Source organism: Marinobacter sp. C7, from assembly GCF_022343555.1.
Classification (GTDB): domain Bacteria; phylum Pseudomonadota; class Gammaproteobacteria; order Pseudomonadales; family Oleiphilaceae; genus Marinobacter.
In genome coordinates this window covers 398,130-419,415 of record NZ_JAKQZH010000002.1, presented here as the reverse complement: position 1 = coordinate 419,415, position 21,286 = coordinate 398,130, and the positions used below count along the sequence as shown (strand labels likewise).

Sequence of the window (21,286 nt, the reverse complement as noted above, 5' to 3'; positions counted from 1 at the left end):
GACCCTCTGACTGGGAGCAGGTAACATAAATTCAGGTTTTTCAATGGATCCGTGAGCGCCTGGATATGAAAAAGACGGACTGGCCCATCCGCTGGGATTTGCTACTACGCTATCGACTGATTGAGACTGTTGCCCTGTGGGAAGGTCGACTGACCACCAACCACATCTGCCACAGCTTTGGCATCGGCCGCCAGCAGGCCTCCAAGGACATCAACACCTACCTGCGTGAGCTGGCTCCGGGCAACCTTCAATATGACCGCCACCTCAAGGGGTACGTACCGGCCCCCCGGTTCCGGCCGGTGGTCACGCGCGGCGAGGTCGGCGAATATCTCGACCTCCTTGCCCGTCAACAGAGCCTGAGCGATACCTTCGAGGCACTGGATCTGGGCCTGCCCGACAGCCATGTTGTGGCGGGTCCGAGCCGGGTGATCGCTCCGGAATCCATGCGCGCCGTGGTAACCGCAACGCGCAACGGCAGACAGCTTCGGGCAAGCTACACCTCGTTGAGCCGTCCTGAGCCGGTGGAGACCATTCTCGAACCCCATACTCTGGTATGCACCGGCAACAACTGGCACCTGAGGGCATGGTGTGACTCCAACCGGGAATTCCGGGACTTTGCCCTGAGCCGCCTCCGAACGGTGCCGGAGGCACTGCGCCAGCGGGCACGCCACACCAGCCAGCATGACGAGGACTGGAACCGGCAGGTCACCCTGGTCATCACACCGGATCAGCGCCTGACCGAAGCGCAGCAGGACATCATCGCCCGTGACTACGGCATGAGCGATGGTCGCCTGACCATCCGGACCCGGGCAGCCCTGACTCCCTACGTGCTGTCACGCATGGGAATCACCTTTGACAATGAGCACCCCGACCCCCTGGTGCAACAACTGGAGCTGGCCAATCCGGACGAGTTGGGTTTTGGCAGTCGCCGGGAACAGGCACTCAAAGCGGTGGCAGGGCTCTGCTAGACTGGCCGGCGTGAAATCACTCGCGCTGTTGGCTGCCAGAAGCCTCGTCCTGTTCCTGCTGACGCCTCTCGCCTCGGCAGGCGGCTCCTGTGGTGAAGCCTCCACGCCGATTGCCCGGGTCCAGGGTGACGGAGAAACATCCCCCTTGACCGGCCAGACAGTCACCGTCGAGGGCATCCTCACCCTCGATGCCCGTGGCGAGGAAGGCTTCCGGGGATTCTACCTGCAGCAGCCTGACGACGAAGCCGATGACAATCCGGCCACTTCCGAGGCGCTGTTCGTCTACACCCACCGCCGGCAAGGCACACAGGGACAACGGCTTCGCCTCACCGGTGAGGTTCGGGAGTTCCACGGTCTCACCGAACTGGTGAAGATCCGGAACCTGATTGTTTGCGGCCCGGGAACCCTACCCAAGGCAACAGTCATCGAACCCTCGGCTTCGGTCCCATACGAAGCCCTCGAGAACATGAGGGTGACCGTTGCCTCCCCGCTCACCGTGATCGACAGTTACAACCTGGCACAGTTTGGCGAACTCACACTGGCACCGGGCGATCAGGTCATTGCCACCGAATACCTGCCGCCCGGCCCAAAGGCCGGCAAGCTCGACGATTCCGTCAGCGGCCGGATAACCCTGGATGACGGCCGTGGCAACCGCAATCCCCGCCCGGTTCCCTGGCCTCCGGGCGGCCTCAGAATCGACAACACGGTGCGCATGGGAGACACCCTGCGCGACATCGCCGGCGTGCTGGATTTCCGGTTCGGGCAATGGCGGGTTCAACCCGAATCGCCGCCCGAGTTTATCGCCAGCAATCCCAGGGAACCGGCACCGGTACGTCCGGACGGGGCAACACTGCGGGTGATGACCCTCAACCTGGCCAATCTGTTCAACGGTGATGGCCGGGGCGGTGACTACCCGACGCCCCGGGGCGCGACCACCGAGTCCGCGTACCGGCAACAACAGGCACGGCTGGTATCGGCCCTCACGGCCCCCGATCCGGACATCCTCGCAGTCAGCGAACTTGAGAACGATGGCTATGGCCGGCACAGCGCCATAGCCGCCCTGGCCCGGGCGCTGGGGCCGCAATGGCGCTACATCCGGACACCCGGTCAGGACGGCACCGATGCCATCCGCACAGCCCTGTACTACCGCCAGGACCGGGTAATCCCGGTGGGCAAGGCGGGGCGGCTGACCAGCGGACCGTTTCGTACAAGAGGCCGGCCACCGCTGGTTCAGGCGTTCCGGTTAACAAACCGTAAAGAGTCACTCCGGGTGGCAGTTCCCCACCTCAAATCCAAATCCTGTCGTGGCGCCACCGGCCCCGACCGGAATCAGGGCGATGGCCAGGGTTGTTACGCCCACCGACGGATCAGGGCAGCCGAAGCAATTGTCGACTGGCTGGCGGGCCTGCCCGGGCAACCGGAACTGGCCGGCACCCTGATTACCGGCGATTTCAACAGTTACACCCGCGAAACGCCTCTGGACGTGTTCCGTCAGCGGGGCTACACCAGCATGGTGGCGAGCCATCACCCCTGCACTCCGAGGAACTGCCAGCACTACAGCTACCGGTACAAGGGTCAGAAGGGATCGCTCGATCATGCCCTGGCTTCCGACCGGCTGGCGCCACGCGTCGTCAATGCCGTTACCTGGCGCATCAATGCCGACGAACCCAGGGCACTGGGTTATCAGTCCGCGATCGCGCCGGATAGTACCGGCCCCTGGCGCTCTTCGGATCACAACCCCGTCATCGTCGATCTTCGACTCTGACTCAAGCGCCCGCACTGCGGGGCAGTGCAGCCAAGGTTGACGGATCCCTGACCGGTAAACTGGACAGGTGTCTGATTGCCACAGGACCTGTGATGAGAATTCCCGCCCCGAATTTCTGGCCTGCCGCCCGCACCGGGCAGCGCTGGCTACTGAATGCCCGACGCCGGGTTGCCACCGTTGACGGCCACCGCATGGTTTACCTTGAGCGGGGCGAGCCCGGTCCCGACCGTCCAACGGTCCTCCTGATCCATGGTTTCGCGGCGATGAAGGAAAACTGGGGCTTCTGGCTCCAGCGCCTGCCCCGCCACTGGCACCTCCTGGTCCCGGACCTGCCCGGGCTTGGTGAGAGCGAATACCGGAAAGATGCCAGCTACCGGTATGTGGCGCAGGCTCTGCGCCTGAGGGACTGGCTGGCCGAGCTGCCCACGGACAACATACATCTGGCGGGCAGCTCCATGGGAGGCGCCATCGCCGCAGTGCTGGCCCATGAGATGACGCAGGCGCCACGCTCGCTGACCCTGCTCAACAGCGCGGGCATTCCGGAGCACCCCGACGTGGATCCGGACGCTCCCTTCAAGACGGATCGCGACGACATCCTGATTCCCCGAGACTGGAAGGGCGTCTACCGCATGTTCAACAGTGTTGGCAACGGCAGACCCACTGCCACCGGAATTGCCATGGCCGGCCTGCTGGGTCCTGACCTGCTCAGCCGTACGGACGCCCTCCGGCACATATTCACCGACATGGTCTCGGACGCTCTGGCTCCGGCCCGGTATCTTGGATCGGATACGCCACCGCTGCTGGTCCAGTGGGGTGACCGGGACGTGATCACTCCGACCCGTTGCGTCCGATGGTTCGAGACCGCCACCCCCGATGCAGAGGTGCATGTATTCCCCCGGGTTGGCCACTTGCCCATGCTTGAAACCCCGGGCAAGTCAGCGGCCGTGCTGGAACGATTTGTTGAACGCCACACACGCTGATACCGGAGCTGCCGGTGAATCGGGCCAATTGGCCCGACAGGCCTTCCACCCCGTCATACCAGCCATGGGATTGATCAGCCATGGCGGCATAATTCGTCAGTATCACCGACCCATTACATAACAAAAACGGTACAGAACGAGGAAACCCATGCGCGCCTCCGTCTCGACTGCTCAGGATCTGGGTATGCCGGCCATATACCTGCATACCCTGGCCGGTCTGCTTCACTCGATTGGCGTCGACGAACAGGATCTTCTGCTCCGCGTCGGCCTGGACCCCTCCCGACTAAACTGTCCGGAACTCCGGGTCAGCCAGGCGCAGGCCAGCGAATTTGTCACCCGCGCCATCATCGAGAGCGGGGAACCGGGTCTGGGCATCCTGCTGGCCCGAGAAATGAAACTGCCCCTCCATGGCACACTGGGCACGGCGGTCATGAGTAGCAGGACTTTGAGGGATGCCCTCGACCTCGTGACCCGTTACCTGACCCTGCGGGCGCCCCACCTGAAGGTGAGCCGTCACAAATTCGAGGGGCATGCGCGCTATACGATGTCCTGCGGTGTCGATATGGGCCCCCTGCAAGGCTTCATTCTGGACGCCACACTGTTCGGCTGTGTCTTCATGGGGGCCCAACTGACCGGGTCTCCGGTGGATGGCACGCGTATCATCAGGCGAGGTCCGGAACCCCACTATTTCCACAGGTTCCGCCAGGTCATTCCGGTACCCGTGGACTACGAAGCCGGCGAGGATGCCCTGATCATCCCCGAGAGCCGGCTGGCCCTGCCAATCCGGTTTACCAATGACCAGCTGGCGGCCGATTCCCGGGCTCAATGCGAAGAAGCCCTGCAACGCCTGACTGAAGATGCCTGCTTCTCCAGCCGGGTGCGGCGGGTGATCGAGACCAGCCACCCCTTCCCGCCAAAGCTGGCTCGCGTGGCAGGTACCCTGTTTGTTTCGGAACGCACCCTCAAACGACGCTTGCAGGAGGAAGACGCCAGCTTCCAGAACCTGGTGGATCAGGTCCGGCTGGATCGGGCGGGGGAGCTGCTCACGGGTACCGGCATGAACCTGAGCCAGATTGCCGACGCCCTCGGCTACGCCGACGCCGCCAATTTCACCCGCGCCTTCAAGCGCTGGACGGGCATCAGCCCGAGTCAGTACCGCAGCGAGGCGTTACGGCCGGCAGCCACCGCCTGATCAGTCGATGCCAATGATCTTGTGCATTTGCAGGGTCAGGCGCCAGCGCGGGTGGGCGAGGCAGTAGTCGGTTGCCTTGCGGGTGTTGCTCTGCTTGACCGGATCCTCACCGGTTGCCGGCAGGCTGGGCGAGGCCATGGGGGACAGGAAATAGTGCCCGGCCCGAATATGCTCGAACCGCTCCGGCATTGCCAGTGGCTGGGGATACACCAGCTTGAGTTCATCGCAGGCTTCGATCACGACCGGCGCATCGGCCTTGGGGCTGACACACAGCCAGTCGATGCCGGCGGGCGCCGGCAGGGTTCCATTGGTCTCCACACCGACTTCAAAGCCGGCGCGGTGAAACGCCTCGATCAGCGCCTCGTCCAGCTGCAGCAGGGGCTCCCCACCGGTACAAACGACATAGGGCCGGCCCGGGGCATCAGGCCACAGGCTCCGGATGTGCCGGGCCAGGTCGTCTGCCGCCTCAAACTTGCCACCGTTCTGGCCATCGGTACCCACAAAATCGGTGTCACAGAAATTGCACACCGCGCCGGCACGGTCCCTTTCCCGGCCTGTCCAGAGATTGCACTTGCTGAACCGGCAGAATACGGCCGCGCGGCCGGCCTGGGCGCCCTCGCCCTGAAGCGTGTAGAACGCCTCCTTGACTCGGTACATCAGGCCTGCCCCTCGTATTCCAGTGGATCGGTCACACCATTGGAGGCAAAAGCTTCGAGCCGCTCCACGCAGGAACCGCAGCGGCCACAGGCCTTGTCCCGGCCGTTGTAACAGGTCCAGGTCAGGCTGTAATCGAGGCCGAGCCCAAGGCCTTCGGCCAGAATCTCTCCCTTGTCCATCCTTATGAACGGCGCCTCGATACCCACCGGCTCGTAGTTCGCGACCCGGCAGACGGCATCCATTTTTTCCACAAACTCCGGGCGGCAGTCCGGATAGATGGCATGGTCGCCACCGTGGGCTCCGAACCAGACCTTCGAGGCACCGGCAGTCACAGCGTAGCCGGTGGCGAGTGACAGCAGGATCATGTTGCGGTTGGGTACCACCGTTGCCTTCATGCTGTCCTCTTCGTAGTGGCCTTCCGGCACTTCCAGGTCGGACGTCAGGGAGGAACCACCCATGACCTCGGACATGGCGCGGATATCTATCTCCTTGTGGGGAATCCCCAGATCGGCACACACCTGTCGGGCACAATCGAGCTCCCGGACATGACGCTGACCGTAATTGAAAGACAGGGCATGGACCTGATAACCACGCGCCCGGGCCAGGTGCAGCAAAGTGAAGGAATCCATGCCTCCGGAATAAATTACAACCACGGTGTCAGTCATTCAGGCTCCCGCAAGGTTCTTGGACAACAACGGTGTGTCATCGGGGTTTTACATTGAGTGGACATATTGTAACAGTGGACAGACAGGTTGGGTTCGCGTCTCGGTTACGGGGCGGGTAAACTCAACGAAAAACAACGCAGCAATGACCCTGACACCATGACCAGCGATTTCACACCGGCATTCATTGATTTCGAGGCCTCGAGCCTGGATCTGATTGCAAGCTACCCGATCGAGGTGGGTATCTGCATGCCGGGCGGCGAATTGCACAGTTGGCTGATTCGACCCCACGTACTCTGGCAGGACTGGTCACAAAGCGCGGAACAGATCCACGGAATCTCCCGGGACACCCTGAGCGAGGAAGGCAAGGCGGTGGATGAGGTGGCCCACCACCTGAACCAGCTACTGCCGGAGCAGGTGTTCTGTGACGCCTGGACGTTCGACAGCTTCTGGCTGCATCGACTGTTCCGGGCCGCCAGCGTGCAGCCCGAATTCCAGCTGGAATCAATTTCCATGCTACTCAACAGTCACCAGGTCCGGCAATGGTCGGGCGTGCGCCAGCAGGTGATTTCGGAACTGGGGCTACCCGTTCACCGGGCTGCCAACGACGCCCTCATCCTGCACAAGACCTGGCGGCGGGTTATTTTCCAGGACGAAGCCGCAGTGCAATGAACTGCAGGCCATCCTTGAGGGTATGCAGGGTCCAGTAAGTCGCCACCGCCATCAGTGCGGCGCCGGCCACAGTGAAGCTCAGGTCATCCCCTACGGTCTTGTCCTGGGCCAGCACCATGTAGACCGCCAGTGCGACGATCAGTGCAATTTCAACGATAAAATCTGAACGGAACTTGTTTCTGGCAGATCCGGGTTCGTCGGGCATTTGCTTAGGTTTCAACCTCTGTGGTCAGAATCGGTGAATCAACAGGTTAGTGTGCAAATTATCGCCAATTCCGGCCACCCATTCTGTACGAAGTAGTGGCTACGAACTTTCCGAGATGCCAAAAAAAACGCAGCCAAGACGGCTGCGTAGAAAGGAGAGATCCATTGATACCTGCTCGGCAGGTATCGCGGATTGCACAACGTAAAAACACGTGACGCCGCGAATTATGGGCGTTCACGGCCCGGGCGTCTGTACGGGTTTGCCGAAGCGGATGGACTCTTGCAAACCGCCCGATAGCCTATACACTGAGTGATGAACCGAAACCAAAGAGCCGGTATGACCAGGATGATTTTACAGTTCATTGTTTACCCAGCCGCTGATTGCCAGAACGGGCAGTCCGCGCACGCCATGGTGAAAGACATCTAACGGCTTTCGGTCAGTCCCGGGAGCCTTCGCAGCGACCGGGTCAGGTTCTCCGCCAAACCCCGGTTGCCCTTGGCTCCGGGGTTTTTGTTTTTGCAGCCCGCAAAACGACAAGGAGAACATCATGAAAAGACATCCGACAACACGTGCGGCAAACCAGCCAATGGGCAACCGCCAGGGTCCGATCAAGCGCCCGGAAAAACTGCCGCTGCTGGATGCGATCTGCAAGAAGCTGAACCAGCGCGTCAACCTGGACGATGAACAGCGGGTGCTTGGGCTGTATGAACGAGGCTGGATTTTCAACGGTGTACTGGCCAGCCTCAGTGGCGCCGAGGCTCGGTATGTGCGGGCGCTGGCGACCCGTTACAACTCCTGGATTGCCCGCCAGGTGGCCTGAGCAGGCTACCAGCCCGAAACGCAAAGGCTGGACCGGTCAATGTGGCCGGTTCAGCCCCTCCAGAACGGCCCCTTCACCGCCGTGAACCACCGCGTAGTTATTGATCACATCGTGAATCTTGTCCTGGGAATAGGGCTTCACCACATAACCGTTTGCACCGGCGCTGATCGCGCGCTGGATGCTCTCGATCGAATCGTCCGCAGTCACCAAGACAATATGCTGGGCTTCCCGGCGCTCCTTGAATTCCTGCATCAGCGCATGGCCATCACCATCCGGTAACCCCAGATCGAGCAGGATGATGTGGTACTCCCGGGCGTCAAAAGCCTTTCTCGCCGAGGCGACATCCACAGCCTCGGTCACTTCGGTGGCACCGGCGCGATGCAGCATTTCTACCAGGCGTTCCCGCATCAGGGGCTCGTCTTCCACAACCAGAACTTTCAGATCTGTCATCGGTTTTCTCCACTGATTCCTTGGCTGTTCCGCATCTCGAATGCCCCCGATTACAGCCGGTCACCGCCGGTCCGACGGGGCAGGTCCAGGGGTGCCGGCCGGGGCCGCCCATCCTGCTCTGCCCCTCCCGCCAGCTTGCCATCTTCCTGCTCCACCGCCAATGCTTCGGTACCGAACCGGGTCAGGAGGTTGCTGATGCTCACCGCTGTGGTGTACAGCGAAATGGCGATGATCAGCAGGACCGGCTGCACAAAGGCAACAAATCCCGGAACCTCTTCATGACCGACGATGCTCAGCATCAGGATGATGGCCGGGCCAAGCACCACGAACAGGGTCAGGGCAATGAAGAAGACAATCCGCTCCTTGTAGCGCCCCAACTCCCGGTTGGTGACCAATCCCAGCACAAATTTGCCGATTGCGAGGCCTGCCAGAATCGCAGCGGCAATACTCAGGTCTGCCTGCATGAGGGTGTCGTACAGGCGCCCGTCCCAGAGCCGTTGCATGCCGATCACCAGAAAAGGGAAGAGCACAAACAGGATATCGGCGTAGGTGCCGTACATCATGCTCAGGGAATATTGTTCACTGCGTTGGGGTGACCTGTCTGTCATGGCATTTTCCTGTTTTCATTGTTATCAGATACGCAGGCTGATGTGGTCGCAGCCGCAGGGGCACGGTCTATCATTTCATCGAGTACCGCCAGCTCACTGCGAACCCGGTCCCAGTCCGGCTCATCCTCGCCCTTCAACAAGGCCTCGAGGATCCCGGCCTGTCGGGTCATGGCAGGGTACCCCATCGCGCCTGCCGTGCCCTTGATCTGGTGAGCTTCTGTGCGCAGGACACTGGCCTGACGGCGGGCCAGCGCTTCGGCCATGGTCTGTTTCCGCTGTGTCAGGCCCTCGAGGAAGCGGGCCACGAGCTCATCAATTTCCCGGTCCTCGGCCGATTCCGGAGTCTCACCACCGGCGCTGGTGAGATAGCGCGACAACAGGGTTTCCAGTCGGGACTGGTCTATCGGTTTATTCAACACCCCGTCGCAGCCAGCTTCAAGCAGGGCATCGGTTTCCCGTTGATCACCGGCAGTGAAGGCAATGACCGGGCGCCGGAATCCGGCCTGACGGAGCAACTGTGTTGCGGCCACACCATCCAGCCCGGGCATGTGCCGGTCCATCAGCACCAGGTGTACCGTGTCGGACAGCGCCGTGCGCACCGCCTGGTCTCCGGCACTGACTGCAATAACCTCCAGCCCCAGCCGTCGCAGCATGCGCTCCACCAGCTGCCGGTTCTCCTCGTTGTCCTCCGCGACCAGAACCCGCCCCTGATAACCCCGGCGCCGGTCCGGCATCGCATCCTGTCGAACCACCAGGTAACGTGCCAGCACCTCGTAGAAACGCTGCTTGTCGATGGGCTTGGCCAGATGTTCGTTACAGCCAGCCCGGTGGTAATCGGCAATATCCTCGGCCATGACATTGGCAGTCAGGGCAATCACGGGCGTGTTCACTCCCGCCTCCCGGAGAGCCGCCGTGGCATCCCGGCCATTCATGACCGGCATCTGGATATCCATCAGGATCAGGTCAAACGGCTCCCGGATCGCCAGTTCCAGGGCCTCGGCACCATTGACCACATGCACCAGCTCTGCACCGGTACGCGAGACCAGCAGTGACACCAGGCGACGGTTAACCTCGTTGTCCTCGGCACAAAGAATTCGCCCGGTGAGCCGGGGCGCAGCCACCCTGGCAATCCCGCGCCGGCGCTGACTAAGTTCGGAGGCGTCCCGGAGGAAATGGACCTGGTCCAGCGGGCCGGTCCGGATTGTCAGCTCGAATTCACTGCCCTCGCCGTAGGTGCTGGCGACCGTTATATCTCCGCCAAGCAGTTCCGCCAGCCGCCGTGAAATGCTCAAACCCAGGCCCGTACCGCCGTATTGCCGGGAAATGGCAGAGCTGCCCTGGGCGAAGGGATCGAATAACCGGCGCAACTGTTCCGGCTTCATGCCAATCCCCGTGTCGACCACCCGGGCCATCAACATCCCGGCTTCCCGGTCACAGCGTATATTCAGGGAGATTGACCCTTTTTCCGTAAATTTAAGGGCGTTTCCGCACAGATTAATGATTATCTGCCGGAAACGTGTGGGATCCGTCCGGATCTGCTCAGGCAGTGGAAACTCGCAGATGATGGAAAAATCCAACCCTTTCTCCCGGGCACGGGGAGTAAAGAAGGCGCGGATCTCAGCCAGCAACTCGGGCAGGTTGACGGGAATCACATCCACATCCAGCTTGTTGGCATCAATCTTTGAATGATCGAGGATGTCGTTGACCAGATCCAGCAGGTGACGGCCACTGCGCACCACGGTCTCGGCACTGCTCTTTTTCTCCGTGTCGGTCAGGTCAGGATCCAGCAAGGTCTCGCCGTAACCGATGATTGCCGCCAGCGGTGTGCGGATTTCGTGGCTCATGTTGGCCAGGAACTGGCTCTTGGCTTCGGCGGAGTTGCGTGCCAGTTCCTTCTCCAGCCGTTCCTGCTCCCGCTCCCGCTCAATCCGCTGGCGCTGGCGACTTTCGGTCACATCGATGCAAGTGCCTTCGAGATGCGTGGGCTCACCGTCAGGATCATAGGCGGTGTGCAGGGAAATTGTGGCCCAGCGTTCTTCCCCGTCCCGGGTGAGGTAACGGGCTTCAATACCCTTCACGGTGCCCCGCGCCTCCAACTGCTCCACCACCAGGCGCCGGAGCCGGTCATCGGCAATACAGGTTTCCAGCACGTCCGGATTGCGCCTCAGCAGTTCCCGGCTGCTGTTGTAGCCAAGCATCGTGGCCATGGCCGGATTGGCAGTCACAAACTGCCGATCCAGGGACATCTGGAACACCCCCTCCACCGCGTTATCGAACAGCGACTGGTAGCGCCGGAGGTTGGCCAGGGCCCGCTGACTCCAGCCAAGGGCTTCGCCCTGCACCTGCTTGATCCGGTCCGCCAGGGCAAAGGAAAACAGGATAATCTGGGCGGTAAGGCCAAACTGGGGGGAATAGGCCGTGAAGGTATTGAGCGGCAGGTAGCCCATGACCGTCATGGCATAAATCCCGAACCCGATCAGGGCCAGGGTCCAGGCAAAGAAATAGGACCGGGCCGCCGGATTGTAGTAACGCCAGGAAAGGTAACTGACGACGATCATGATGAAACTGAGCAGAATGGAACCGAGCACGATCCATTCCATGGCCACGTGGTAGGGCAGGAAGAAACAGAGTACAAAGGTGGCCCCGACCGAATACAGGCACAGGCGGACGACCTGGTCGAGGTCCCGTGAGCGTTCCCGGGTTTCCAGCAACGAGCGGGCCATCAGCAGCCCCCAGAACCAGGTCAGGACAATCTGGAAGTGCAGGTATTCCTTGTTGAACAGGGCCGGGCGGCTGTCCAGCAGCTGCACGCCGTGGACTTGCTCGGTGAAGATGAATATGGTCGCCGACACCAGGTACAGAACGTAATAGACGTTGCTACGTTCACGGACCGACACGGCCACGAACAGGTTGTAGGCCAGAATCGCCAGCACTGCCCCAAGCAGAACACCCCGGACCGCCTCGTCGACGGACACCTTCTCGATATAACTGTCCGGATGCCAGAGACTGATGGGCAGACGGAAAGTATTGGTGTTGGTAATCCGCATGTACACCGTACTGACGGTGTCCGGCGCCAGCTTCAGGCGAAAGGTCGGGTTAGGGACCGCCAGGTCCCGTTCCTGCCAGTTGTCCGTGTAACCGGCCTGGCGTTGCTCCACCAGTTCACCGTTACGCACCAGGAACAGGTTAACCTGATCCACCAGGGGTAACGCCAGTTCAAGGATCCAATCGGTCCGGGCCGCACCGGACCGGGGCTCGAGCTCCATGCGAGTCCAGTAGGCGGATTCGGTATAACCGAAATTGAGCACACCGCCCTCATGGCGGATGAAGGCCCCGGGCTGCAGCTCCCGGACTTCCCGGAAGGTCAGTGATTGCTCCGGGTCTTCGAGATAGGAGACACAGCTGCCCAGGTTCCGGATGCTGGTGGTGTTACGGTCGAGAACCAGCTTGCCGTCGCGACAAAACTCTTCCGCCGGCGCCTTCGACGGCAGCAAAACCAGCGCCAGCAGCACCAATGCCAGCAGGGGCGAGGCCGAAAGCAGGTTTGGGAGCCGTTGCTGCAAAATGTGATCTCCGCGAGGGCAGATGCCGGTGTTATGTTTTATTGTCAGCATTCGGGCCGAAGCGGGCCCCGCGCGTAACCACTTTAGCCGTAAATGATCCGAAACGCATCTCAGGGCCTGTTGAAATGAGACATTCCTGCATTTTCGCTGCTGTTTCCCTCGCCTTGGTGAACCTTGGCGGCTGTGGCCTTGAGGATACCGGTCCCTCAGCCCTCAACCCGGCCACCAATGTGGACCCCGTCTTCTCCAGTTTCACCCTCACTGAACAGACTGCCACGACCCTGTTCCATGACCTCTCCCTGGCGATCGAACCGGCCTCATCAAACGACGCCGACGCCAGCGCCATGGCCCGTGACATCCGCCGGCAGCTGTCGGCCTTTCTGGCCATCGTCTACAGCGACGCCACGCCTCCGGCGATCACCTCGGTGCGTAACCCCCTGGATCTGATGCGCCGGGTCATCGGCGAGAACGAGATTGCAAACTTCGTGGAAGCCCGCCAATACATCAGCGCCCGAATCGACGCCGGTGAAGCCGGCGAGTACAGCAACACCACAAACGGTGTATCTGTCCGCTTCACCGACCAGGGTGCGTTCGACGAGGGCCAGCCGGTGGCGGATTACGAGTGGCGTTATCCCATCGTCAAATGGGTATATACCCCGGACACCTCCAACCGGGTGACCCGGGTGCTGACCTGGGCTTCCTCGGGCACCTTCCCGGAGGGCAGCACCCGGCCCAGCGCAACCCTGGGCACCGAGTTTCTGCCTCGGGATTTCCAGACCACCGGTTACAACGACCAGGCCCGGCTGCACAGCGAAGGCAGTATTGTGATCGCGGGCGAGAGAGAAATGGCGTTTGTCCGCGAGTATGACGGTCTGAACACGGACACCATCAACATCGACGGCACTTACCTTGGCACCAACCAGGGCACCACGGGTGGTCCCGAATTCGGGTTTGCCGGCGAAACGGTGGATTGCCTGAAGATACGGATGCATTACCCGGAGAAGCGTGTCGAGGTGTTTACCTCACTGGATCAGCCCCCGCGTGTGGAAGACCCCGACAATCCCGGTGAGCTCATGGCCAACCCCGATTACTGCCTCAACCAGGACGCCGCAACCAACAGCTATCAGACGGTGGACACAGGGCTGCGCGGCTGACTGGTGCTCAACGGGGGCCACCGTCTTTCAGGTTCCAGCTTTGCAGGAAGCCCTTCTTGCGATCAAGCAACCGCTCGTAGGTCGAGATCAGAATGGCCGCGTGGGGTGCCCGGCTGAGACGCAGGCTGGCAATCCGGCGCTCCAGATGTTCGACTTCCGAGCTTATGCGCTCGTGCACATGGCTGCGGACGCTATCGTGATGGTCCAGTTTTACAGCCCGGCGGATGGGTTTTTCGGGGGGAGCAGGCTTGTCCATATTCGACCTCGTCCGTTGAGTCATGAATGATCCTTCTTCCTTTAGCGGGAGTTTGCCGCTTTATCCGGTCGCCTGCAATAAAAATGAATACAGTTTCACTTTTACCATGTCCGGACGGCAGAACCACGCCGGCCAGCTCTTAACACGACGGATCCCCTGCTATAGTTCCTTTTAGCAGCAAACCCCCGAATCGGCCAATTCCGGCCCGTGATCAATCGAGTACGCCATGACCCAGACCACCATTGCCGACACACTGCGCGAATACCAGTCCCTGCTGGAGCTTCTGGACGACGCCTACTGGGAAGCCGGGACGATCCAGCACAAAGACATGCTGTACGACATCATCAGCGTTCTTAGCCAGGAGATTGCGGAGATCAACAAACTGAATACCCAGGATCACCACTACCCCTACGAAGTCATCACCGAAGGGATGCGGCGGCTGGTGCCCAAGCTGGAGCGGCTTGACGAAATGCGCGAGGACGTTATCCAGCGCACCCAGACGCTGACCGATTTCCGGGACCTCCTGTCATCGGTGCTGGGCATTCTGGAAGCGCAGGTACAGACCCTGTAATCAGGCGGCCACCAAAGGCCGCTGGGTCTCCGGAATCAGCGGGAACTGCCGGCAGACGGTATATACGAACTTCGCCAGTGCCGGCAGGTGGTGCGCAACAATGGGCAGTCCGGTGTTGAGCAGGCTGACGGAAATATCCCGGGCCGGATCTGCCCAGCACAGCTTGTTGATCAGTCCGATGTGGCCGAAGGCATAACGGCTGTTCGGCCCCCACAGACCCACCGGATTGCCGCCCAGCATCATGCCGGCACTGAATCGCATCGGAACCAGCATGGTACGGTCTATCTGCAACGACCCGAACTGCTGGATCGCACGCTTCACTGTGATCTCACTGCAGACCCTGCGGCCATTCCAAAGGCCGCCGTTGAGCATCATCTGGAAGAAACGCCCCATTTCCTCGGCGGTACCGCACAGGTTCCCCGCCGGAATCACCGCTTCCTGGAAGCGCGGATCATTGGTCACCGACTCCACTGTTCCGATGTCGCCACCCAGGGCCCGGCGCACTACCCAGGAAACCGGGAAGTGGGGCGTCGGTCCGGTGGCATAATTGACGGCCAGGTCACTGAGATGTTCCGGCGCAATACCATAGGTGAACCATTTCATGCCCATCGGCTTACGCAGATGCTTGTCCAGATAGTTCTCGATCGTATCGCCGGTGACCTTTTCCAGGACCCTCTGCAACACGAAACCGCCGGTAATCGCATGGTAGGCAACTTTTGCGCCGTCCACCTCCACCGGTCGGGCCTGGCACAGGATTCGCCATATCTCGTCCCGATCCCAAAGCACTTCGATCGGCGTCTCCCGTGGAATGGCAGGAATACCGCCCCGGTGGGACAGAATCTGGTGCACGGTAATGGTCCGCTTGCCTCGACGGGCAAATTCCGGGCAGTAGTAGGACACCGGATCCATCAGGTTCACCAGACCCTGCTCCGACAACATGTGCATCAGCAGCGCTGTCACCGCCTTCGAGGCCGAGAAATAACAGACCGGGGTATCGGTCGTCATCGGCACCCGAACCTCATCGGGGCGGTCGTGGGGACCGTTGCCACTGGCATGACCGATGGCCCGGTGCAGAACCTGGTGCCCCCGATGCCGGACCGAAACCTGGATACCCGGATGGACCCCCGTACGGTACAGCGCCTCCACGCTCTGCCAGACGGCCTCGACGGTGTCCCGGCTGATACCCGCTGCATCCGGGTGTTCCCCGGCGGCGTCCGTGCAGGTCACAGAACTCAGGTCTTTGGGAATCAACGATGTATTCAGGGCTCGACGGGCAATAGGGATCATGGCTGGTACTCTGGCATCCTGGGCGTTTTTTTATTGTAGTGTGGACAGTCGGGCGGACGGGGGCATTGGCCCAAGTTGAACCGGGAGCGCGTCACTGGTTGCACTCAGCCGCCGGCGCCTCTCTGTTCATTATGATCCGCATCGGCGTCCGGCGCCATGACGACACAGTTCCGGCCGCGGCGCTTGGCCTCATACATGGCCCGATCAGCTGCCGCACAGAGCATGGCCGCATCGGCCCCATGATCCGGATAGACCGCCACACCGACGCTGATGGTCATGGGAACCGGTGCGCCCCCATCCAGGGGATAGCGCTGACCACTGACCCGTTGGCGGAGACGCTCGGCGGTTTCGTGGGCTTCCCGGACCGCCATTTCCGGCAGGATGATGACGAACTCCTCACCGCCGAACCGGCCCACAGAATCAACGCTCCGGACGCTGTCCTCCAGCAATTGGCTGACCGACTTGAGCACCGAGTCACCGGCAGCGTGGCCATGGGTGTCGTTGATTTCCTTGAAGTGGTCGAAATCAACCCACAGAAGGGCCAGGGGGCGATTATAGCGACGCGCCCGCTCCAGCTCCTCCTCCAGCAGCCGGGAACTTTCCCGCCGGTTATAGAGCCCCGTCAGGGGGTCGCGGGTAGCCAGCTCCTCCAGTTCATCCTCCAGCGCCTTGCGGTCGGAAATGTCCAGGATGATCCCTTCGAGCAGCATTTCTCCGTCATCATCCTCGACCCCGCGACCACGTTCCCAGACCCAGATCTGCCGGCCATCCTTCCGGATCAGCGGGTATTCGATGGAGAACGGCTCACGGTTCCCGACCGCGGTACGGACCTCCTCCATCACCTTCTGGCCACTTTGGGGGTCGGCAATCAGTTCGGCAAAACTGATCCGGGCATTGCGGACCAGATCTCCCGGCAGATAACCGGTCAGTCGCTCGCAACCCTGGGATACGAACAGCATGGTCCAGTGCTCATCGAACCGGCATCGATAGGCCATGCCGGGCAGGTTGTCCATCAGCACCGACAGCTGGCGTTCACGCCTGCGCAGTGCCTGACGCTGGTTATACTGAAGGTCGAGTAGCTTGCGATCCTTGTGAAACTGCCGGAGTGTGGCTAAAAACAGAACGGCACCGGTGACCACCACGAACAGCAGGCCTTTCCAGGTCTGCAGCCGGGACAGCGTTCCGGGGTCGGCAAACCAGGCCTCCACCAATCGGTCCGAGAAGACGATCCAAACCAGCCCGACCGCGATATAGATCGCAGCTGCCCAAAGGGCCCGGCGGGCGGGCCCCCGGTGATCGGACAATCGCCTGTTCCGCTGCTTGTCGACACCGGATGAAGCCATGGATACCCTGTTATCAGATAATGATGCTGGATGTTTACGAAAATAGCCGTACCACACCCGGAAGTCGAGCATAATGCCAGGCCCGTGCCAAGCCGATCAGGAGAAACCATGACCCCCGGAATCAACGTGGCCAGAAAGGCCAGGGTCCCACACCGGATTCACGAATACGACCATGATCCCGCCAGTGAGAGCTACGGCACCGAGGCCGCGGAGAAGACCGGCGCTGATCCGGCCCGGGTATTCAAGACCCTGGTGGCGTCCGTGGACAACCGCGAACTGGTCGTCGGTGTCCTCCCGGTCACGGCCATGCTCAGTATGAAACTGATTGCCAGGGCTGCCGGGGGCAAGAAGGCTACCATGGCTGACAAACAGGCGGTCCAACGGGCCACCGGCTATGTCCTGGGTGGTGTCAGCCCCCTGGGCCAGAAGCGGCGGCTGACGACCTTTATTGACCAGTCCGCCCGCAACTTCGATACCATCTATGTCAGTGCCGGTCGCCGGGGCCTGGAGATTGAACTGGCACCAGAGGACCTCGCCAGGTTGACCGGAGCAGATTTCACCCCGTTGCAGCAGGAGTAACACGTGTCCCACGCAATGGACCTGCTCTTCATCGGCGGTATCATGCTGCTGGCACTGGGGGCGCATACCATCGGTCAAAGACTGCATGTGCCCCGGGTCACACTGCTTCTGATGCTGGGGGCGCTGGCGGGCCCACAGTTGCTGGACATCGTGCCTGCGCGAGCCAGCGAGAATTTCGGCCTGGTTACCGAGCTGACCCTGGCGATTGTCGGTTTTCTGCTCGGCGAACGCATGTCTTTCCGTGACCTGCGCCAGGGGCGTCAGGCCATCATTATCAGCCTGTCGGTGACGCTGGTCACCGCATTGGTGATCTTCCTCGCAACCTGGGCGGTCACCCACAACCTCCCGGCGTCCCTGCTTCTGGCCGCCATCGCCACCGCCACCGATCCGGCAGCGACACTGGACGTTATCAAGGAAACCGAAGCCCGGGGGCCACTGACCCGGGTGGTCGCCCAGGTGGTTGCTATCGACGATGCCTGGGGCGCCATCCTGTTCAGTATCCTGCTGGTATTTGCCGAGCTGTTGGCCGGTAATGGCGCCACGGTAGCAGAAACCATGGTTCACGGCGTTACCGAGGTCGCCGGTGCTCTTATCCTGGGGGTGCTACTGGGCATGCCCATGGCCTGGATGACCGGCCGTCTCAAACCCGGTGAACCCATGCTGCTGGAGTCGGCGGGCTTCGTTTTCCTGGCTGCAGGGATCGCCGGAGCGCTGGAAGTCTCCTATCTGCTGACCTGTATGGCCCTTGGCGTGACAGTTGCCAATGCCGCCCGACATCATATCCGGCCTTTCCGGTCCATCGAGGGTATTGCCGAGCCGTTTCTGGCCATGTTCTTCTTCCTCGCGGGTTTTGGTCTGGATTGGTCGGTATTACCGACACTCGGTCTGCTGGGTGCGGTCTACATCGGCGCCCGGATTGCCGGGCGGATACTGGGAGGATATACCGGGGGCCTGCTGGCCGGTTCCGAACCCGAAATCCGGTTGCGTAATGGTGCCTGCCTGCTGCCCCAGGCGGGCGTTGCGATGGGTCTGGCGCTGGTAGCAACGGATCGGATGCCGGAACTGACTTACCTGTTGCCACTGGTGATTGGAACGACTGTCCTGTTCGAAGTGCTGGGCCCACCGGTCACGATGCACAACCTGCGACGCGCAGGTGAAACCGGCAAGGGCTACCAGGAGGAACCGGACGCGGACTGACGGAAGGCAATAAAAAACCCGGAACAGCCCAAGGCTGCCCGGGTTTGATCTCAGTTGGCCGGAGCAGGGCTCCGGCCAGGTTCCAGAGGGATCACTTCACCGATGCACGGGCATCCTCGAGGATCTTGTTGAGGGTTGCGCTCGGCTGCATCACCTCGCAGACCTTCTCCATCGGCGGGTGGTAGTAACCACCGATATCCGCCGGGTGGCCCTGAACCACGGTCATCTCTTCCAGGATCTTGTCCTTGTTCTCTTCCAGCTGGCTGGAGAGCTTGGCAAAGAACTCTTTCAGTTCCTTGTCCTCATCCTGTTTGGACAGTTCTTCCGCCCAGTAGCGGGCCAGGTGGAAGTGGGAACCGCGGTTATCCAGCTCGCCAGTCACGCGGGACGGGGACTGGTTGTTCTCCAGCAGGCGCTCGGTGGCTTTGTCCAGCGTCTGACCCAGCAGACGGGCACGCTCGTTGTGCTGCTTTTCACCCAGCTCATCGAGGGACACGGCCGTTGCCAGGAACTCACCCAGGGAATCCCAGCGCAGGTGGTTTTCCTGGATCAGCTGCTGTACGTGCTTCGGCGCGGAACCGCCGGCACCGGTCTCGTACAGGCCACCGCCGTTGAGCAGCGGTACGATGGACAGCATCTTGGCACTGGTGCCCAGCTCCAGGATCGGGAACAGGTCGGTGAGGTAGTCACGCAGGACGTTACCGGTCACGGAGATGGTATCCAGACCGCGGATCAGGCGCTCCATGGTCCAGCGGATGGCGCGGACCGGAGACATGATGCGGATGTCCAGACCTTCGGTATCGTGTTCCTTCAGGTAGGTCTCAACCTTCTTGATCAGCTGGGCGTCGTGGGCACGCTCATCGTCCAGCCAGAACACCGCCGGCATGCCGGTGGCACGGGCACGGCTGACCGCCAGCTTGACCCAGTCACGGATCGGCAGGTCCTTGGTCTGGCAGGCGCGCCAGATGTCACCCTGCTCGACGTTGTGCTCGGTCAGAACGGTACCATCTTCCGCCACAACACGAACGATGCCGTCTTCCTTGATTTCGAAGGTCTTGTCGTGGGAGCCATACTCCTCGGCCTTCTGGGCCATCAGACCGACGTTGGGGACAGTACCCATGGTGGTCGGATCGAAGGCACCGTGGGTCTTACAGAAGTTGATCACTTCCTGGTAGATGGTGGCGTAGGTGGACTCCGGCATGACTGCCTTGGTGTCCTTGAGCTTGTTGTCGCGCGCCCACATCTTGCCGGAGTTGCGGATCATCGCCGGCATGGAGGCGTCAACGATCACGTCACTTGGAACGTGCAGGTTGGTGATGCCTTTCACCGAGTCCACCATGGCGATTTCCGGACGGTGCTCGTAGCACGCATGCAGGTCTTCCTGGATTTCTTCCTGCTTGGATTCCGGCAGCTGCTTGATCTTCTCGACCACGCTGGAGAGACCGTTGTTCGGGTTCACGCCGATCTCGTCGAACAGCTCACCGTACTTGTCGAACAGGTCCTTGTAGAAAACCTTCACCGCGTGACCGAACACGATCGGGTGGGAGATTTTCATCATGGTGGCTTTCACGTGCAGGGAGAACATGACGCCGGTCTTCTCGCAGTCTTCGATGGCATCCTCGAAGAACTTGACCAGGGCCTTCTTGCTCATGAACATGCCGTCGAGCACTTCGCCTTCCTGCAGCGGCAGGTCGGACTTCAGCACGGTCTGCTCGCCCTTCTTGTTCTCGAACACGATGCGGGCGTTGGTGGCCTTGTCCAGGGTCACGGACTGCTCGCTGGAGTAGAAATCACCACCGCGCATGTGCGCCACGTGAGTCCGGGAAGCAGCGCTCCACTCACCCATGGAGTGCGGATGCTTGCGGGCGAAGGCCTTGACGGCGGTCGGGGCACGACGGTCGGAGTTGCCTTCACGCAGTACCGGGTTTACCGCGCTGCCCAGCACCTTGCTGTAACGGGCGTGGATTTCCTTCTCTTCGTCGGTTTCCGGATGTTCCTTGTACTCGGGCACCTTGTAGCCCTGCTCGTTCAGCTCCTTGATCGCTGCACGCAGCTGGGGGATGGACGCCGAGATGTTCGGCAGCTTGATGATGTTGGCGTCCGGATCCTTGGTGTACTCACCCAATTCAGCCAGGGCATCCGGAACCCGCTGGTCTTCCTCGAGGTAATCCGGGAATGCCGCCAGAATACGCGCCGCAAGAGAAATATCGCTGGTCTCGAAGTCGATACCAGCCGGCTTGGCGAAGGTTTCCAGGATGGGAAGCAGTGACCGGGTTGCGAGGGCGGGGGCCTCGTCGGTCAGTGTGTAGACAATCTTGGCTTTGGATGATGTCATTTTCGTCCTCAGGCTATTGGGT

The 21,286-nt window shown here is 61.2% G+C and carries 20 protein-coding genes; 10 read left to right on the top strand and 10 right to left on the bottom strand.

The window, feature by feature from the left end; translation table 11 throughout:
- The first annotated feature begins 65 nt into the window (after positions 1–65).
- The 4 genes from MD273_RS11795 (at position 66) to MD273_RS11780 (ending at position 4,905) form a co-directional block, all read left to right on the top strand.
- Positions 66–968 carry a helix-turn-helix transcriptional regulator gene (locus tag MD273_RS11795; protein WP_239037990.1) on the top strand — a complete coding sequence of 301 codons (903 nt, stop codon included), beginning with the start codon at positions 66–68 and terminating at the stop codon, positions 966–968.
- A gap of 10 nt (positions 969–978) precedes the next feature.
- A complete protein-coding gene (locus MD273_RS11790; protein WP_239037989.1) occupies positions 979–2,733 on the top strand; it encodes an ExeM/NucH family extracellular endonuclease in 1,755 nt (584 codons plus the stop codon).
- Positions 2,734–2,825: 92 nt separating this feature from the next.
- Positions 2,826–3,713: an alpha/beta fold hydrolase gene (locus MD273_RS11785; RefSeq protein WP_239037988.1), complete on the top strand. Its 888-nt coding sequence runs from the start codon at positions 2,826–2,828 to the stop codon at positions 3,711–3,713.
- Between the two features lie 148 nt (positions 3,714–3,861).
- Positions 3,862–4,905: an AraC family transcriptional regulator gene (locus MD273_RS11780; protein WP_239037987.1), complete on the top strand. Its 1,044-nt coding sequence runs from the start codon at positions 3,862–3,864 to the stop codon at positions 4,903–4,905.
- Here the strand turns inward: MD273_RS11780 and queE are convergent, their stop codons facing one another.
- Together queE and queC are read right to left on the bottom strand one after the other, a co-directional pair.
- Complete coding sequence (queE, locus tag MD273_RS11775; protein WP_239037986.1) at positions 4,906–5,562, bottom strand: 7-carboxy-7-deazaguanine synthase; 657 nt, start codon at positions 5,560–5,562, stop codon at positions 4,906–4,908.
- A complete protein-coding gene (gene queC / locus MD273_RS11770; RefSeq protein ID WP_239037985.1) occupies positions 5,562–6,227 on the bottom strand; it encodes a 7-cyano-7-deazaguanine synthase QueC in 666 nt (221 codons plus the stop codon). Before queC ends, queE begins: the two co-directional genes overlap by 1 nt.
- Before the next feature lie 156 nt (positions 6,228–6,383).
- Here queC and MD273_RS11765 point away from each other — a divergent pair, with 156 nt between their 5' ends.
- Positions 6,384–6,896 carry a 3'-5' exonuclease gene (locus tag MD273_RS11765; RefSeq protein WP_239038478.1) on the top strand — a complete coding sequence of 171 codons (513 nt, stop codon included), beginning with the start codon at positions 6,384–6,386 and terminating at the stop codon, positions 6,894–6,896.
- On the opposite strand, the gene MD273_RS11760 is transcribed toward MD273_RS11765, so the two are convergent.
- Positions 6,865–7,101, bottom strand: coding sequence for a hypothetical protein (locus MD273_RS11760; RefSeq protein ID WP_239037984.1), 237 nt, complete (start codon positions 7,099–7,101; stop codon positions 6,865–6,867). The two genes, MD273_RS11765 and MD273_RS11760, sit on opposite strands and share 32 nt — an antisense overlap.
- Positions 7,102–7,648: 547 nt before the next feature.
- Between MD273_RS11760 and MD273_RS11755 the strand changes: the two genes are divergently transcribed.
- Complete coding sequence (locus MD273_RS11755; protein ID WP_239037983.1) at positions 7,649–7,921, top strand: hypothetical protein; 273 nt, start codon at positions 7,649–7,651, stop codon at positions 7,919–7,921.
- A gap of 36 nt (positions 7,922–7,957) precedes the next feature.
- On the opposite strand, the gene MD273_RS11750 is transcribed toward MD273_RS11755, so the two are convergent.
- From MD273_RS11750 to MD273_RS11740, 3 genes are read right to left on the bottom strand one after another with little or no spacing between them, the layout of a single operon-like run.
- A complete protein-coding gene (locus MD273_RS11750) occupies positions 7,958–8,371 on the bottom strand; it encodes a response regulator (RefSeq protein ID WP_239037982.1) in 414 nt (137 codons plus the stop codon).
- A gap of 50 nt (positions 8,372–8,421) precedes the next feature.
- Entirely contained in the window at positions 8,422–8,979 is a 558-nt protein-coding gene (locus MD273_RS11745; RefSeq protein ID WP_239037981.1) for a hypothetical protein, read from the bottom strand.
- A complete protein-coding gene (locus MD273_RS11740; RefSeq protein WP_239037980.1) occupies positions 8,976–12,593 on the bottom strand; it encodes a response regulator in 3,618 nt (1,205 codons plus the stop codon). Before MD273_RS11740 ends, MD273_RS11745 begins: the two co-directional genes overlap by 4 nt.
- A 74-nt stretch (positions 12,594–12,667) precedes the next feature.
- Here MD273_RS11740 and MD273_RS11735 point away from each other — a divergent pair, with 74 nt between their 5' ends.
- Positions 12,668–13,696 carry a hypothetical protein gene (locus MD273_RS11735; protein ID WP_239037979.1) on the top strand — a complete coding sequence of 343 codons (1,029 nt, stop codon included), beginning with the start codon at positions 12,668–12,670 and terminating at the stop codon, positions 13,694–13,696.
- Between the two features lie 7 nt (positions 13,697–13,703).
- On the opposite strand, the gene MD273_RS11730 is transcribed toward MD273_RS11735, so the two are convergent.
- The gene (locus tag MD273_RS11730) at positions 13,704–13,952 is read right to left on the bottom strand and encodes a hypothetical protein (RefSeq protein ID WP_239037978.1); all 249 of its coding nucleotides are present in this window, start codon (positions 13,950–13,952) and stop codon (positions 13,704–13,706) included.
- Positions 13,953–14,178: 226 nt separating this feature from the next.
- Between MD273_RS11730 and MD273_RS11725 the strand changes: the two genes are divergently transcribed.
- On the top strand, positions 14,179–14,523 hold the full coding sequence (locus MD273_RS11725; RefSeq protein ID WP_239037977.1) for a hypothetical protein: 345 nt from the start codon (positions 14,179–14,181) through the stop codon (positions 14,521–14,523).
- On the opposite strand, the gene MD273_RS11720 is transcribed toward MD273_RS11725, so the two are convergent.
- A complete protein-coding gene (locus MD273_RS11720; RefSeq protein WP_239037976.1) occupies positions 14,524–15,810 on the bottom strand; it encodes a serine hydrolase domain-containing protein in 1,287 nt (428 codons plus the stop codon). It lies immediately after the preceding gene.
- 104 nt (positions 15,811–15,914) lie between these two features.
- Entirely contained in the window at positions 15,915–17,153 is a 1,239-nt protein-coding gene (locus MD273_RS11715; protein WP_239037975.1) for a sensor domain-containing diguanylate cyclase, read from the bottom strand.
- Positions 17,154–17,261: 108 nt separating this feature from the next.
- Here MD273_RS11715 and ybaK point away from each other — a divergent pair, with 108 nt between their 5' ends.
- Together ybaK and MD273_RS11705 are read left to right on the top strand one after the other, a co-directional pair.
- Complete coding sequence (ybaK, locus tag MD273_RS11710; RefSeq protein WP_239037974.1) at positions 17,262–17,732, top strand: Cys-tRNA(Pro) deacylase; 471 nt, start codon at positions 17,262–17,264, stop codon at positions 17,730–17,732.
- Between the two features lie 3 nt (positions 17,733–17,735).
- Positions 17,736–18,929 (top strand): cation:proton antiporter, encoded by a 1,194-nt coding sequence (locus MD273_RS11705; protein WP_239037973.1) that lies wholly within the window; start codon positions 17,736–17,738, stop codon positions 18,927–18,929.
- Positions 18,930–19,020: 91 nt separating this feature from the next.
- On the opposite strand, the gene MD273_RS11700 is transcribed toward MD273_RS11705, so the two are convergent.
- A complete protein-coding gene (locus MD273_RS11700) occupies positions 19,021–21,264 on the bottom strand; it encodes an NADP-dependent isocitrate dehydrogenase (RefSeq protein WP_239037972.1) in 2,244 nt (747 codons plus the stop codon).
- Between the last annotated feature and the right edge of the window lie 22 nt (positions 21,265–21,286).

Bases quoted from the DNA above. Each gene is read 5' to 3' on its own strand.
- MD273_RS11795 (WP_239037990.1), top strand. From the start codon at position 66: ATGAAAAAGACGGACTGGCCCATCCGCTGGGATTTGCTACTACGCTAT.
- MD273_RS11785 (WP_239037988.1), top strand. From the start codon at position 2,826: ATGAGAATTCCCGCCCCGAATTTCTGGCCTGCCGCCCGCACCGGGCAG.
- MD273_RS11780 (WP_239037987.1), top strand. From the start codon at position 3,862: ATGCGCGCCTCCGTCTCGACTGCTCAGGATCTGGGTATGCCGGCCATA.
- queE (WP_239037986.1), bottom strand. From the start codon at position 5,562: ATGTACCGAGTCAAGGAGGCGTTCTACACGCTTCAGGGCGAGGGCGCC.
- queC (WP_239037985.1), bottom strand. From the start codon at position 6,227: ATGACTGACACCGTGGTTGTAATTTATTCCGGAGGCATGGATTCCTTC.
- MD273_RS11765 (WP_239038478.1), top strand. From the start codon at position 6,384: ATGACCAGCGATTTCACACCGGCATTCATTGATTTCGAGGCCTCGAGC.
- MD273_RS11760 (WP_239037984.1), bottom strand. From the start codon at position 7,101: ATGCCCGACGAACCCGGATCTGCCAGAAACAAGTTCCGTTCAGATTTT.
- MD273_RS11755 (WP_239037983.1), top strand. From the start codon at position 7,649: ATGAAAAGACATCCGACAACACGTGCGGCAAACCAGCCAATGGGCAAC.
- MD273_RS11750 (WP_239037982.1), bottom strand. From the start codon at position 8,371: ATGACAGATCTGAAAGTTCTGGTTGTGGAAGACGAGCCCCTGATGCGG.
- MD273_RS11745 (WP_239037981.1), bottom strand. From the start codon at position 8,979: ATGACAGACAGGTCACCCCAACGCAGTGAACAATATTCCCTGAGCATG.
- MD273_RS11740 (WP_239037980.1), bottom strand. From the start codon at position 12,593: ATGCTGACAATAAAACATAACACCGGCATCTGCCCTCGCGGAGATCAC.
- MD273_RS11735 (WP_239037979.1), top strand. From the start codon at position 12,668: ATGAGACATTCCTGCATTTTCGCTGCTGTTTCCCTCGCCTTGGTGAAC.
- MD273_RS11730 (WP_239037978.1), bottom strand. From the start codon at position 13,952: ATGGACAAGCCTGCTCCCCCCGAAAAACCCATCCGCCGGGCTGTAAAA.
- MD273_RS11725 (WP_239037977.1), top strand. From the start codon at position 14,179: ATGACCCAGACCACCATTGCCGACACACTGCGCGAATACCAGTCCCTG.
- MD273_RS11720 (WP_239037976.1), bottom strand. From the start codon at position 15,810: ATGATCCCTATTGCCCGTCGAGCCCTGAATACATCGTTGATTCCCAAA.
- MD273_RS11715 (WP_239037975.1), bottom strand. From the start codon at position 17,153: ATGGCTTCATCCGGTGTCGACAAGCAGCGGAACAGGCGATTGTCCGAT.
- ybaK (WP_239037974.1), top strand. From the start codon at position 17,262: ATGACCCCCGGAATCAACGTGGCCAGAAAGGCCAGGGTCCCACACCGG.
- MD273_RS11700 (WP_239037972.1), bottom strand. From the start codon at position 21,264: ATGACATCATCCAAAGCCAAGATTGTCTACACACTGACCGACGAGGCC.